Source organism: Enterobacter sp. MGH 16 (genome assembly GCF_000493175.1).
GTDB classification, from domain to species: domain Bacteria; phylum Pseudomonadota; class Gammaproteobacteria; order Enterobacterales; family Enterobacteriaceae; genus Enterobacter; species Enterobacter roggenkampii.
Genome location: NZ_KI535695.1, coordinates 3,287,680 through 3,300,296, shown reverse-complemented (window position 1 = coordinate 3,300,296; position 12,617 = coordinate 3,287,680). Strand labels below are relative to the sequence as shown.

General features: G+C 56.5%; 15 protein-coding genes. 3 read left to right on the top strand and 12 right to left on the bottom strand.

Annotation, left to right across the window (positions count from 1 at the left end):
• Positions 1-50 precede the first annotated feature (50 nt).
• Positions 51-752 carry a pirin family protein gene (locus L362_RS07400; RefSeq protein WP_008503134.1) on the bottom strand — a complete coding sequence of 234 codons (702 nt, stop codon included), beginning with the start codon at positions 750-752 and terminating at the stop codon, positions 51-53.
• A gap of 104 nt (positions 753-856) precedes the next feature.
• Here L362_RS07400 and yhaJ point away from each other — a divergent pair, with 104 nt between their 5' ends.
• Entirely contained in the window at positions 857-1,759 is a 903-nt protein-coding gene (gene yhaJ, locus L362_RS07405) for a DNA-binding transcriptional regulator YhaJ (protein ID WP_008503135.1), read from the top strand.
• A 41-nt stretch (positions 1,760-1,800) separates the two neighbouring features.
• On the opposite strand, the gene L362_RS07410 is transcribed toward yhaJ, so the two are convergent.
• The 11 genes from L362_RS07410 to L362_RS07460 form a co-directional block, all read right to left on the bottom strand.
• The gene (locus L362_RS07410) at positions 1,801-2,166 is read right to left on the bottom strand and encodes a DUF805 domain-containing protein (protein ID WP_023294635.1); all 366 of its coding nucleotides are present in this window, start codon (positions 2,164-2,166) and stop codon (positions 1,801-1,803) included.
• Positions 2,167-2,272: 106 nt separating this feature from the next.
• A complete protein-coding gene (locus L362_RS07415) occupies positions 2,273-3,259 on the bottom strand; it encodes a glutathione S-transferase family protein (protein WP_023344963.1) in 987 nt (328 codons plus the stop codon).
• A gap of 71 nt (positions 3,260-3,330) precedes the next feature.
• Complete coding sequence (locus L362_RS07420) at positions 3,331-3,723, bottom strand: DoxX family protein (protein WP_023294633.1); 393 nt, start codon at positions 3,721-3,723, stop codon at positions 3,331-3,333.
• A 251-nt stretch (positions 3,724-3,974) separates the two neighbouring features.
• A complete protein-coding gene (locus tag L362_RS07425) occupies positions 3,975-4,271 on the bottom strand; it encodes a YqjK-like family protein (RefSeq protein ID WP_023344962.1) in 297 nt (98 codons plus the stop codon).
• Positions 4,268-4,666 (bottom strand): phage holin family protein, encoded by a 399-nt coding sequence (locus L362_RS07430; RefSeq protein ID WP_014885329.1) that lies wholly within the window; start codon positions 4,664-4,666, stop codon positions 4,268-4,270. The genes L362_RS07425 and L362_RS07430 overlap by 4 nt, the downstream gene beginning before the upstream one ends.
• A 1-nt stretch (position 4,667) precedes the next feature.
• On the bottom strand, positions 4,668-4,973 hold the full coding sequence (locus L362_RS07435) for an ElaB/YgaM/YqjD family protein (RefSeq protein WP_008503141.1): 306 nt from the start codon (positions 4,971-4,973) through the stop codon (positions 4,668-4,670).
• A 29-nt stretch (positions 4,974-5,002) separates the two neighbouring features.
• Positions 5,003-5,371 carry a DUF1090 domain-containing protein gene (locus L362_RS07440; RefSeq protein ID WP_023344961.1) on the bottom strand — a complete coding sequence of 123 codons (369 nt, stop codon included), beginning with the start codon at positions 5,369-5,371 and terminating at the stop codon, positions 5,003-5,005.
• A gap of 143 nt (positions 5,372-5,514) precedes the next feature.
• Positions 5,515-5,898 (bottom strand): EnvZ/OmpR regulon moderator MzrA, encoded by a 384-nt coding sequence (gene mzrA, locus L362_RS07445; RefSeq protein WP_023344960.1) that lies wholly within the window; start codon positions 5,896-5,898, stop codon positions 5,515-5,517.
• A 2-nt stretch (positions 5,899-5,900) separates the two neighbouring features.
• Positions 5,901-6,563, bottom strand: a complete 663-nt coding sequence (yqjA, locus tag L362_RS07450; protein WP_008503144.1) for a DedA family general envelope maintenance protein YqjA — start codon at positions 6,561-6,563, stop codon at positions 5,901-5,903.
• Positions 6,564-6,907: 344 nt separating this feature from the next.
• Positions 6,908-7,684, bottom strand: coding sequence for a transcriptional regulator ExuR (gene exuR / locus L362_RS07455; RefSeq protein ID WP_008503145.1), 777 nt, complete (start codon positions 7,682-7,684; stop codon positions 6,908-6,910).
• 180 nt (positions 7,685-7,864) lie between these two features.
• Entirely contained in the window at positions 7,865-9,163 is a 1,299-nt protein-coding gene (locus tag L362_RS07460; RefSeq protein WP_008503146.1) for an MFS transporter, read from the bottom strand.
• Between the two features lie 474 nt (positions 9,164-9,637).
• Here L362_RS07460 and uxaC point away from each other — a divergent pair, with 474 nt between their 5' ends.
• Positions 9,638-11,050 carry a glucuronate isomerase gene (gene uxaC, locus L362_RS07465; protein ID WP_023344959.1) on the top strand — a complete coding sequence of 471 codons (1,413 nt, stop codon included), beginning with the start codon at positions 9,638-9,640 and terminating at the stop codon, positions 11,048-11,050.
• 17 nt (positions 11,051-11,067) lie between these two features.
• Complete coding sequence (locus L362_RS07470; protein WP_023344958.1) at positions 11,068-12,555, top strand: UxaA family hydrolase; 1,488 nt, start codon at positions 11,068-11,070, stop codon at positions 12,553-12,555.
• The last annotated feature ends 62 nt before the right edge of the window (positions 12,556-12,617 follow it).

Here is a 12,617-nt window from a genome sequence, read left to right as displayed (position 1 = left end):
CTCTATCGGTTCCCTCTCCCTGTGGGAGAGGGTTAGGGTGAGGGCGTTCTTTAAACCGGCAAATCAATCAGCAGCGCGCGCAGCGGCGTATCCGCCACCAGGGTAATATTCGCTTCATCACGAATAAACGCGCCGTCGCCGCAGGTGAGCGCCTCTTTCTCTTCCGCGTGCGTCACCGCATGCACCGTACCGTGAATCGACTGCAGATAGGCGCGCGGGCCGTGAAGCTGGAAGCTTGCCTGCTCACCTTTCTTCAGCTCGATATGGTGCAGCCACACCTGCTGACGCAGCTGCAGGCTCTCTTTACTGCCATCAGGGGATGCAATCAGCTGTTGCTTATCGCCCGTTAAATCTAACTTCTGTACCAGCGGATTTTCCCGCTCAGGGCAGGCGTCGAGCCACAGCTGCATACGGGTCAGCGTTTTGTCTTTGCTGAGGTTATGCTCGCTATAGCTGATGCCCGGCTGCGTGGAAATTAACAGCGCTTCGCCAGCCTTTGCCTGGACATGATTGCCCTCGCTATCGCGGTATTCTGCCTCGCCTTCCAGGATCAGGTTCAGGATATCGACTTTCGGGTACGTACGCGGCTGGAAGGAGGCGCCCGGGGCGAGCACTTCCTGGTTCAACACGCGCAGTGAAGCGTAACCGAGGAGTTTAGGGTCAAAGTAGTGTCCAAAGGAAAAGGTGTAGCGGGCCTGCAGCCAACCGAAATCGGCTTGTCCGCACTGTTTAGCTGTTCTTGTCGTAATCATAAACTTGACCTCTCTTTACACTAAAACAATGGTAAAGGTATGGACGCTTCATTGTTAGCCAGATATTCTGCCTGGTATGTTCAAATTTCCTGAATGAGAACGAGATGGCTAAAGAGAGAGCATTGACGCTTGAGGCGCTTCGCGTCATGGACGCGATTGACCGGCGCGGCAGTTTTGCGGCGGCGGCCGATGAACTGGGGCGCGTTCCGTCTGCGCTGAGCTACACCATGCAGAAGCTGGAGGAAGAGCTGGACGTGGTGCTTTTTGACCGCTCCGGTCATCGAACAAAATTCACCAACGTCGGTCGAATGCTGCTGGAGCGCGGCCGCGTGCTGCTGGAAGCGGCGGATAAGCTGACGACTGACGCCGAAGCGCTGGCGCGCGGTTGGGAAACCCATCTGACGTTAGTTACCGAAGCGCTGGTGCCAACCGAAGCGCTGTTCCCGCTGGTGGACCGCCTGGCGGCGAAGGCCAATACGCAGCTGTCGATCATCACCGAGGTGCTGGCAGGGGCGTGGGAACGTCTGGAGACGGGCAGGGCGGATATCGTTATTGCGCCGGACATGCACTTCCGTTCCTCATCGGAAATCAACTCGCGCAAGCTCTACAGCGTCATGAACGTCTACGTTGCCGCCCCCAACCACCCGATTCACCAGGAGCCGGAGCCGCTCTCCGAAGTGACGCGCGTGAAATATCGCGGCGTGGCGGTCGCGGATACCGCGCGCGAGCGTCCGGTGCTGACGGTGCAGCTGCTGGATAAACAGCCACGTCTGACGGTGACCTCCCTAGAAGACAAACGGCAGGCGCTGCTGGCCGGTCTGGGCGTGGCGACGATGCCGTACCCGTTTGTGGAGAAAGATATTGCGGAAGGGCGGCTGCGGGTCGTGAGTCCGGAGTACACCAGCGAAGTGGATATCATTATGGCGTGGCGTCGCGACAGCATGGGCGAAGCAAAATCATGGTGCCTGCGCGAAATACCCAAACTCTTCGCCCACCACAATAAATAAACGAGTAGGCCCGGTAAGCGTAAGCGCCACCGGGCGTTATTTTACGCGCCGATCTTAGGATCGGGACCAAAGCGGTTTTCGCCCGGCGTCCCGCTCTGGCAGTTGAAGATAAGAATCACGATCCAGCCCACGATCGGGATCAACAGCAGCAATAGCCACCACGCCGAACGATCGGTATCGTGCAGCCGACGGAACAATACCGCCCACGATGGCAGCAGGACTAACAGGCCATAAATGGTGGTCAGCACGCCTTCACCGCCAGCCCGCTCCCAGCCAAGAATTTTATCCACAATACCCAGCACCATGATGAGGATGAAGTTCACCAGAACGAACATCCAGTACTCTTTGCGGCGGGCGCGGCCACCAAATCCAATGTAGTTGCGCAGTACTTTTAAATACCAGTCCATTTTCCTTGCCTCATTAGTCAGTCAATCACTTGTTTTCTAAGCGATCGAGGTAAGAATAGATGGAGATTGTGAATTAAAAAAGGGCATCTGGTGATGCCCTTACTATTTATCCAAAACGGACGTCGCGCCCGTGCGGTTCATCCAGATCCTGCCACGGACCGATGGAGATAATACCCGTCGGGTTGATGGTCTTGTGGCTGCGGAAATAGTGGGTGCGAATATGGTCGAAGTCGACCGTCTCCGCGATGCCCGGCATCTGGTAGATGTCGCGCAGGAAACCATGCAGGTTCAGGTAGTCGCTGATGCGGTGCTTGTCGCACTTAAAGTGGGTGACATAGACCGGATCAAAGCGAACCAGCGTGGTCCACAGGCGAATGTCCGCTTCCGTCAGGCGATCGCCCGTCAGGTAGCGATGCTGGCCCAGGATCTGTTCCAGGCGTTCCAGCGATTCAAACACCTTTCCGACCGCTTCGTCATACGCTTCCTGGCTGGTGGCGAAACCGGCCTTATAGACACCGTTATTGACGTTGTCGTAAATCCAGCCGTTGAGCTCATCAATTTTCTCGCGCAGCTCAACCGGATAGTAATCTCCGGCACGGGCGCCGTGCGCGTCAAACGCGGTATTGAACATGCGGATGATTTCCGCAGACTCATTGCTGACAATCGTCTGGTTTTTCTTGTCCCACAGCACCGGCACGGTCACGCGCCCGGTGTAGTGCGGATCGGCGCGCAGATAGAGCTGGTACAGGAAATCATGGTGATAAAGATCGTCGCCGGTTGCCGCTGGGAAATCACTGTCAAACGCCCAGCCGTTTTCCAGCATCAGCGGGTTGACCACGGAAACCGGAATGAAGGATTCGAGACCTTTAAGCTTGCGCACGATCAGCGTGCGGTGGGCCCACGGGCAGGCGAGGGAAACATAAAGATGATAACGATCTTTCTCAGCCGCGAAGCCGCCTTCGCCGCTCGGGCCTGGTGCGCCGTCGGCGGTCAGCCAGTTACGGAAGGCCGAAACAGAGCGCTTAAAGCGACCTCCGGTGGATTTGGTGTCATACCAGACATCCTGCCAGACGCCGTCTACGAGTTGTCCCATTTTTTCTCCTCCGTCAGATAGCAAAAGCGAGGAGATGTCTCCTCGCTTTGTGTTTATTCAGTATAGCGTGCTTACCATTTCTTATTCAGAACGCGGTCGATGCTGTATGCGCCCGGGCCAGTGACGGCCAGCAGCAGGAAGCCACCCGCGATGGTCAGGTTTTTCATGAACATCAGTGAGTTCACGCCTTCCGCAAAGTTGCTGTGGAAGATGAACGCGGTCAGCAGGGTGAAGCCTGCGGTAAACAGCGCGGTGGTGCGGGTCAGGAAGCCGAACAGCACTGCCAGGCCGCCGCCGAACTCAAGAAGAATGGTCAGTGGCAACAGGAACCCCGGAACGCCCATGGCTTCCATATACTGCTGGGTACCCGCATAACCGGTGATTTTGCCCCAACCTGCCACGATGAACAGAATTGGCATCAGAATACGCGCGACCAGTACACCAACATCTTCTAATTTTTTCATTTTACTCTCCAGGAAACCACATCAGCGGCTGAACGTTATTTGTCTGCAATTCCGGGTAGATACCGCGTCGTTGCTGTCGATGGAGAGCATCATAAACGTGACGGTGGGCGATTGTTAGCAAGGAAAACTGTCAATCTTCTTCAAAGATATTGAGTAAGGGAGGGGGAGGGTTTTGCCGAGTGGCGCTGCGCTTACCCGGCCTACGCGTGCGAGTAGGCCGGGTAAGGCGTAGCCGCCACCCGGCGAGAAGGCTAGCGTAATTGCTGCTGACGGATCGTGGCTTTCACCAGACGCCAGGCGCTCCAGGCACCAAAACCCCGGCGCGCCCAGCGGATGAGCATATTTGGATGACGAACCGTCCAGATAGCCATCACGCTGCTGCCGACCAGCGCCCATGAACGCAGGCTCAGGAAGGTGTTCCAGCCCCGGTCAAACCGTCGCGTCGCGTCAATCCAGTCGCGACGGCTGGCCGACAGATCCAGCCGTTGCTGCTGGATCTGGCTTAGCAGGTACGCTTTTCGCTTTTGACGTTCGGTTTTACCGCTCACGGCTTGTCATCCTCCAGCAGGGCGCGATCGTTAGCCAGCTCCTGACGCGTATGGCGCAGGAACGTGGACTTACGCGCTTTACGCAGCGTCCATATGCCGCCAATCAGCGCCGCGACCAGCAGAACGACGGTCGTGGCAATCATGGCGTTAAGACGATACTGCGGGTCAATGGCCCAGATGATTAACACCATCAGGCTCATCAGACCAAACGCGGCGAAGAGCATGGTCAGTCCAAGCATCAGCAGCATCTGGAAGAGGTTCGCTTTCTCCTCCTCCAGTTCGACCACTGCCAGCCGGACGCGCGTTTCGGCAATCCCGACCAGCGTCGTCAAAATACGCTGGCCGATGCCGAGGACGTTGTTAGCAGGCCCTTGTGCGTGACGAGGATCTTCCATATCAACGACGCGTCAGCAGGACACCCAGTACCACACCGACTGCGGCACCAATCCCGACACCCGTCCATGGATTATCACGCACGTATTCGTCCGCACGCGCGGCCGCTTCGCGGGTCTGTTTTGCCAGCGCATCGCCGGTTTCACCCAGGCGATAGCGGCTCTCTTTCAGCGCCTGCTCCGCCTTGCTGCGTAGCTTGCTGACCTCTTCTTTTGACTTGTCAGCAGAGGAGTTCAGCACCTCTTCCAGGGTATCGGCCAGGGATTTCAGTTCAGCGCGCAGATGTTCAGACGTCGTATCTTTTGACATGATTCTCTCCTGTTGAGATTTCCGTTAACTCAATAATCGCGAGCTTCCAGCGCTTTCAGGTCGTCCTGCGCTTCTTTCAACTTCTTCTCGCGCTTAGCAATTTTTTCCGCATCCCCTTTCTCTTTCGCTTCCTGCAGGTCGCGACGGCGCTCGGCTATCTCGTCCTTCTGTTCAGCGATTTTCTTCTGGTGGTCGGCACGCAGCTTGCTGTCTGAACAGTTCGCTTTCACTTCGCTCAGCGCTTTTTTAAGACCATCAACACGGTGCTGATTGTTATGCTTTTCGGCATAACCGATCTCACGCTGAATAGCCTGTTCTTTCTCCTGACAGAGAGAATTTGCGAAGGATGCTGTGCTTAAAGAAAAAAGGGCCAGAGCCAGAGTCATGCGGAATTTCATTATCGAAACCTTCCATTGTGTTGCGGCGTAAGCCGCTATCCAAAGTTATGCGGAGTACATTCGAGGGGTGCTCCGCGTACTTAAGCATAGTAAGTAAACGGGGGATTCACCAAAGTGAGTGAAAAGATTCGGAATCCTGGTAATTATCCAAACCGATGCGACGTATCGCGAATCAGCGACAGCCAGGCAGCAGGCTGGCTCTCATCTTCCTGCTGAGCAATGATATACCCGTGCGGCAGCGTACGGTCGAGAACCACTTTCGCGGCGGCACTTTGCGCACGGGAATCAAACTTGATCAGTAAAACATCGTCCTGCGGGGTGATGCTTTTAAAGCGGATCCCGTTCGCGTCCAGATGGTGCCAGACAGAAAAACCGTCAGGCACGCTGGCACCCTGGTTCACCGGGCGAATGGCCAGCGTGGATTCCTGGTGCGAAAGCGCGCTCCATGCCAGCAGCATGGCGCTGAGCACCACCAGTGTCATCACGGCGCAGGCAAAACGGCGCAGGGCGAGCGGTGAGATAGCCATCGTTAGCCTCTGGCTCCGTATTTCTTTTTCCACAGGACGACCAGCGAGCCGATCAGACCGAAGACGAGCAGCACCACAGGCAGCAGCATCAGGCAGGACATCAGCTGGTCTTCATATTTCATAAAGACTGGCGTTTTCCCCAACGCATAGCCGAGCGTCGTCAGAATCAGTACCCACAGCAGGCCGCTCATCCAGTTAAAGAACTGGAAGCGCGCGCTGCTCAGCCCCGACAGACCGGCAATGGTCGGCAACAGGGTGCGTACAAAGGCGATAAAGCGGCCAATCAGCAGCGCAGAAAGCCCGTGCTTATGGAAAAGGTGGTGCGCCCGCTGGTGATAATGTGCAGGCAGGTGCGAGAGCCAGTTCTGGACGATCCGGGTATTGCCCAGCCATCTTCCCTGGATGTAGCTGACCCAGCAGCCGAGACTCGCAGCGACGGTCAGTAACAAAATAGTTTGCGGGAATGCCATCGCCCCTTTGGCGCACAGCACGCCGACAAGCACCAGTAAACTGTCACCGGGCAGGAAAGCAGCAGGCAGCAAGCCGTTCTCAAGGAACAGGATCATAAACAAGACGAAATAGAGCATGCCAATCATGGAAGGGTTGGCCAGCGTTTCAAAATCCTGCGCCCAGAGGGCATGCAGTAGTTGGGTCAAAAGTTCCATTCAGTGTTCCTGGAAATCGGTTAACGTCATGCCTGTTATCCGGGACAAACAGCACGGCGACATGGTTGTGATTTCATTATGGTCGCTCGCGGACACATTGCGGTGTGGCCAACACTGTTCCCTGTTAATTGGCTGGTTAGCAAGCACTAACTTACAAAATAACGAAGTGAATCCAATTGTAACAAAGCCCAACGTTCTGCGTCACAGAATTTGCAGGCGTGAGTTGATTTTGGCGTAAGCCCAGAAAGTGAGCGAGGGGATTTACAAAGGCTGACACTATATATGTTTTGCTTACCCACGTTCGCCGGAAGGCGCAGCGAAGCGCCTGCCAGCGGGAAGGTCATCTATTTTGCGGCACTGGGGACCGTATCGAGATGAACAACGGGATTATCGGCGAAAAGATAGCGGTCAGCGTTAAATTCGAAGTCGTCGCTGGTTTCATTGAACAGCATCTGCTTGGTGTTTTCCAGGTGCTGCCACATCGCCAGCTTAGCGGCGTGCGGATCTTTACGAATCAGCGCCTTGAGGATTTGATCGTGATCGTCACACCAGTTGTCGACGGTACGGGAATCGATATGGTCGTGCAGTTTTTTCCAGTACGGGTTGTGAACGCGCTGAGTCCACATTTTCTCAACGATTGCCGCCAGCGCCGTATTCTGGGTTGCCAGGGCGACCTGGACGTGGAACTGCAGATCCCACTCAGAATCGCGGAAACATTTTTCCTTGCGGGCATTCTCCTGGATTTCCATCAGCTTCATGATGTCCTGCTTGGTCACCTGCGTCGCTGCAAATTCGGCAATGTTGCTTTCAATCAGCTGGCGAGCCTGGAGCAGCTCAAACGGACCGTAGCTGGCGAATTCCAGACTTTCGTCCGCGACGGGAGAGTGTTTCGGCAGATTGGAAATGACGTGAATGCCGGAGCCTTTGCGTACCTCAACGTAGCCTTCGACTTCCAGCATGATGATCGCTTCACGCACCACGGTGCGGCTGACGCTTTTTTCATCCGCGATAAAGCGCTCGGCGGGCAGTTTATCACCGACAAGATAGACACCTTGCTCGATGCGATCTTTCAGCTCCGCAGCAAGTTGTTGATATAAACGACGTGGTTCGGTGATTTCCATATGCGCTCCAGACAGGGTACGGCAGATGATTTGTTATACCACTTTTGCGTGCCACTCTCCAGATTTTGCCATTAAAAAAGCCACTACTGAGTGGCCTTTAAATGCCCGGCGGCGCTTCGCTTGCACGGGCCTACGGGTTTTGTAGGCCGGGTAAGCGTAGCGCCACCCGGCACAGCAATGCTAACTCTGCGTGGCCGGTTTTCCGAGTGACTCTTTCGCCAGCTCCTCTGCCGATTTGCTTTTCAGCACCGTCCAGATCACCACCGCGCCCAGCAGGTCGAAGACCGCCAGTACCGCAAACAGCGGGCTGAAGCCGATGGTATCCGCCAGCGCGCCGACGACCAGCGCGAACATCGTACTCGCGGTCCAGGCGGCCATCCCGGTCAGGCCGTTGGCAGTGGCCACTTCGTTGCGACCGAAGACGTCAGACGAGAGCGTAATCAGCGCGCCGGACAGGGACTGGTGCGCAAAACCACCGATGCACAGCAGGGCGATGGCCACGTACGGGCTGGTGAACAGGCCGATCATGCCCGGGCCAATCATCAGCAGTGCGCCCATGGTGACCACCATCTTACGGGAAACGATCAGGTTCACGCCAAACCAGCGCTGGAACAGCGGTGGCAGGTAGCCTCCGACGATACAGCCCAGGTCAGCGAACAGCATCGGCATCCAGGCGAACATCGCGATCTCTTTCAGGTTAAAGCCGTAGACTTTAAACATGAACAGTGGGATCCACGCGTTGAAGGTCCCCCAGGCCGGTTCCGCCAGGAAACGCGGCAGGGCGATACCCCAGAACTGACGGGTGCCCAGAATCTGCCAGACGGTCATTTTTTTGCCGTTGTTGGTCTGATGCTGCGCTTCCTGACCACCAATGATGTACTCGCGTTCTTCTTCGGAGAGTTTTTTCTGATCGCGCGGGTGCTTATAGAAAACCAGCCACGCGATTGCCCAGGCGAAGCTCAGCACGCCGGAAATGATGAAAGCCATCTGCCAGCTGTGCATCACGATAGCCCACACCACCAGCGGCGGCGCAATCATCGCCCCGATGGACGAACCCACGTTGAAGTAGCCGACAGCAATAGAGCGCTCTTTTGCCGGGAACCACTCGGAACTGGCCTTCAGTCCCGCCGGGATCATCGCGGCTTCTGCCGCACCGACCGCACCGCGCGCCAGCGCCAGGCCGCCCCAGCTGCCCGCCAGCGCGGTGGCTCCGCAGAACACCGCCCAGGCGATGGCGAAGAAGGCATAGCCGATTTTGGTACCGAGGATATCCAGCACGTAGCCTGCAACAGGCTGCATGATGGTGTACGCCGCGGAATAGGCAGCAATGATGTAGGAGTATTGCTGCGTGGAGATATGCAGCTCTTCCATTAACGTCGGCGCTGCGGCTGCGACGGTGTTACGCGTCAGGTAGCCCAGCACGGTGCCTAACGTCACCAGTGCGATCATGTACCAACGTAACCCTTTAATTTTACGCATGTAAAACCTCATCGTTATAGTATTGCCGTGCCGGGACACGGTAACCGCTCGACCGTTGCCGGGAGCCGTTCAGTAACGGGAGGGGCGTAACCGGGAAATGTCCCGGAACGGCCCGAACCTTGCCAAAAGTCATCTGCATAAGTCGGTTTCCGTACCGTCAAATCTGGTGTAACTGACACCAGGAATGCATTCCGTCGGCTTATAGTTTGCGACGGCGAAAAGATAACTTGTCATACAGCTTTAAAAGGTGAGTGACATCACAAATGTATGATTCTTTGTGGGGACATTATTCGTGTCGCTTCAAGCCAGTACTGGCGCGGCTTGTAGAAGGATTTACCCCAATTTGGGTAATGTATTTGTCTGCGTTTATTGATCTCACTCACGAAAAAAACGTCGGAGGGTGGAAATTGGTGTGATAACTTTGCAGCATATGAACATACGCTTTCTGACGCTCCCGTAATGAGGAAGACGATAATGACGCCGTTTATGACCGACGATTTTCTGTTAGATACCGAATTTGCTCGCCGCCTGTACCACGACTATGCAAAAGATCAGCCGATTTTCGACTACCACTGCCATCTGCCGCCGCAGCAGGTTGCCGAAAATTACCGTTTCAAAAACCTGTATGACATCTGGCTGAAGGGTGACCATTACAAATGGCGTGCGATGCGCACCAACGGCGTGGCTGAGCGCCTGTGCACCGGCGATGCGACCGATCGCGAGAAGTTTGACGCCTGGGCGGCGACCGTCCCGCACACCATCGGTAACCCGCTCTATCACTGGACGCACCTTGAGCTGCGTCGCCCGTTTGGCATCACCGGCAAACTGCTCTCCCCAGCGACCGCCGATGAAATCTGGGACCAGTGCAATGCGCTCCTGGCGCAGGATAACTTCTCCGCACGCGGCATCATGAAGCAGATGAACGTGAAGATGGTCGGCACCACCGACGATCCGATTGACTCCCTGGAGCATCATGCCGTTGTCGCCAAAGACACCTCTTTTGATATCAAAGTGCTGCCAAGCTGGCGCCCGGACAAAGCCTTCAACATTGAGCAGGCCACGTTCAACGACTACATGGCGAAGCTGGCGGAAGTGTCCGATACCGACATCCGTCGTTTCGCCGATCTGCAAACCGCGCTGACCAAACGTCTGGATCACTTCGCGGCGCACGGCTGTAAAGTCTCTGACCACGCGCTGGACGTGGTGCTGTTTGCGGAATCAAACGAGGCCGAGCTGGACAGCATTCTGGCGCGTCGCCTCTCCGGCGAAGCCCTGAGTGAGCACGAAGTGGCGCAGTTCAAAACGGCGGTACTGGTGTTCCTCGGTGCCGAATACGCGCGTCGCGGCTGGGTACAGCAGTACCACATCGGTGCGCTGCGCAATAACAACCAGCGTCAGTTTAAACTGCTGGGTGCGGACGTGGGCTTTGACTCCATCAACGACCGTCCGCTGGCGGAAGAGCTGTCAAAACTGCTGAGCAAACAGAACGAACAAAACCTGCTGCCGAAAACCATTCTCTACTGCCTGAACCCGCGCGATAACGAAGTGCTGGGCACGATGATCGGCAACTTCCAGGGCGAAGGGATGCCGGGCAAGATGCAGTTCGGTTCCGGCTGGTGGTTCAACGATCAGAAGGACGGCATGGAGCGTCAGATGACGCAGCTGGCGCAGCTTGGCCTGCTGAGCCGCTTTGTCGGCATGCTGACCGACAGCCGCAGCTTCCTGTCCTATACCCGTCATGAATACTTCCGCCGCATTCTGTGCCAGATGATTGGCCGCTGGGTGCACGCAGGCGAAGCGCCGGCGGATATTCAGCTGCTGGGCGACATGGTGAAAAACATCTGCTTTAACAATGCGCGTGACTACTTCGCCATTGAACTGAACTAAGGCCGTTTGAGGTTGATATGCAATACATCAAAATCCATTCGCTGGATAACGTGGCCGTCGCGCTGGCAGATTTAACCGAAGGGACGGAAGTCACCTTCGACAACCAGTCGGTGACGTTACGCCAGTCCGTTGGACGTGGACACAAGTTTGCCCTGATCCCCATTGCCAAAGGGGAGAACGTGGTGAAGTACGGTCTGCCCATCGGTCATGCGCTGGCGGATATCGCGCCGGGTGAATACATCCATTCCCACAACGCCCGCACAAATCTGAGCGATCTGGACGAGTACAGCTATCAACCTGATTTACCTGCGGCACAAGAGCAGGCGGCGGATCGTGAGGTGCAGATCTACCGCCGCGCAAACGGCGACGTGGGGATCCGCAACGAGCTGTGGATCCTCCCGACCGTCGGCTGCGTGAACGGGATTGCGCGTCAGATCCAGACGCGCTTCCTGAAAGAGACCAACGATGCCGAAGGGACTGACGGCGTGCATCTGTTCAGCCACACCTACGGCTGCTCCCAGCTGGGTGACGACCACATCAACACCCGAACCATGCTGCAAAACATGGTGCGCCACCCGAACGCGGGCGCGGTGCTGGTGATTGGCCTGGGCTGCGAGAACAATCAGGTGGACGCCTTCCGCGAGACGCTCGGTGAGTTTGACCCTGAGCGCGTGCACTTTATGGTGTGCCAGCATCAGGACGACGAAGTGGAAGCGGGCGTCGAACAGCTTCATCAGCTGTATGAGGTGATGCGCCACGACAAGCGCGAGCCGGGCAAGCTGAGCGAGCTGAAGTTTGGTCTGGAGTGCGGCGGGTCTGATGGCCTGTCCGGTATCACCGCCAACCCGATGCTGGGGCGCTTCTCGGACTATGTGATCGCCAACGGCGGCACGACGGTGTTGACCGAGGTGCCGGAGATGTTCGGTGCGGAACGTATTCTGATGAGCCACTGCCGCGACGAGGAGACGTTTGAAAAAACCGTCACCATGGTGAACGACTTCAAGCAGTACTTCATTGCCCACAATCAGCCCATTTATGAGAACCCGTCGCCGGGTAACAAAGCGGGGGGGATCACCACGCTGGAAGAGAAATCCCTCGGCTGCACCCAGAAAGCAGGCGCGAGCCAGGTGGTTGACGTTCTGCGCTACGGCGAGCGCCTGAAAACGCACGGTCTGAACCTGCTGAGCGCGCCCGGTAACGATGCGGTCGCCACCAGCGCGCTGGCGGGAGCCGGCTGCCATATGGTGCTGTTCAGCACCGGTCGCGGCACGCCGTACGGCGGTTTTGTGCCGACGGTGAAAATCGCCACCAACAGCGAGCTGGCGGCGAAGAAAAAACACTGGATTGACTTTGATGCCGGGCAGCTTATCCACGGCAAGGCGATGCCGCAGCTGCTGACGGAATTCGTGGATGCGATTGTGGAAATTGCCAGCGGCAAGCAGACCTGCAACGAGAAGAACGATTTCCGCGAGCTGGCAATCTTTAAGAGCGGTGTGACGCTGTAAGTACTTTGTCGGGTGGCGCTAGCGCTTACCCGACCTACTAAACCCTGTAGGCCCGGTAAGGC

Coding starts and splice junctions, on each gene's coding strand:
- mzrA (WP_023344960.1), bottom strand. CDS start 5,898: ATGGCTATCTCACCGCTCGCCCTGCGCCGTTTTGCCTGCGCCGTGATG.
- L362_RS07460 (WP_008503146.1), bottom strand. CDS start 9,163: ATGCGTAAAATTAAAGGGTTACGTTGGTACATGATCGCACTGGTGACG.
- L362_RS07400 (WP_008503134.1), bottom strand. CDS start 752: ATGATTACGACAAGAACAGCTAAACAGTGCGGACAAGCCGATTTCGGT.
- L362_RS07415 (WP_023344963.1), bottom strand. CDS start 3,259: ATGGGACAACTCGTAGACGGCGTCTGGCAGGATGTCTGGTATGACACC.
- yhaJ (WP_008503135.1), top strand. CDS start 857: ATGGCTAAAGAGAGAGCATTGACGCTTGAGGCGCTTCGCGTCATGGAC.
- yqjA (WP_008503144.1), bottom strand. CDS start 6,563: ATGGAACTTTTGACCCAACTACTGCATGCCCTCTGGGCGCAGGATTTT.
- L362_RS07435 (WP_008503141.1), bottom strand. CDS start 4,973: ATGTCAAAAGATACGACGTCTGAACATCTGCGCGCTGAACTGAAATCC.
- L362_RS07430 (WP_014885329.1), bottom strand. CDS start 4,666: ATGGAAGATCCTCGTCACGCACAAGGGCCTGCTAACAACGTCCTCGGC.
- exuR (WP_008503145.1), bottom strand. CDS start 7,684: ATGGAAATCACCGAACCACGTCGTTTATATCAACAACTTGCTGCGGAG.
- L362_RS07440 (WP_023344961.1), bottom strand. CDS start 5,371: ATGAAATTCCGCATGACTCTGGCTCTGGCCCTTTTTTCTTTAAGCACA.
- uxaC (WP_023344959.1), top strand. CDS start 9,638: ATGACGCCGTTTATGACCGACGATTTTCTGTTAGATACCGAATTTGCT.
- L362_RS07410 (WP_023294635.1), bottom strand. CDS start 2,166: ATGGACTGGTATTTAAAAGTACTGCGCAACTACATTGGATTTGGTGGC.
- L362_RS07470 (WP_023344958.1), top strand. CDS start 11,068: ATGCAATACATCAAAATCCATTCGCTGGATAACGTGGCCGTCGCGCTG.
- L362_RS07420 (WP_023294633.1), bottom strand. CDS start 3,723: ATGAAAAAATTAGAAGATGTTGGTGTACTGGTCGCGCGTATTCTGATG.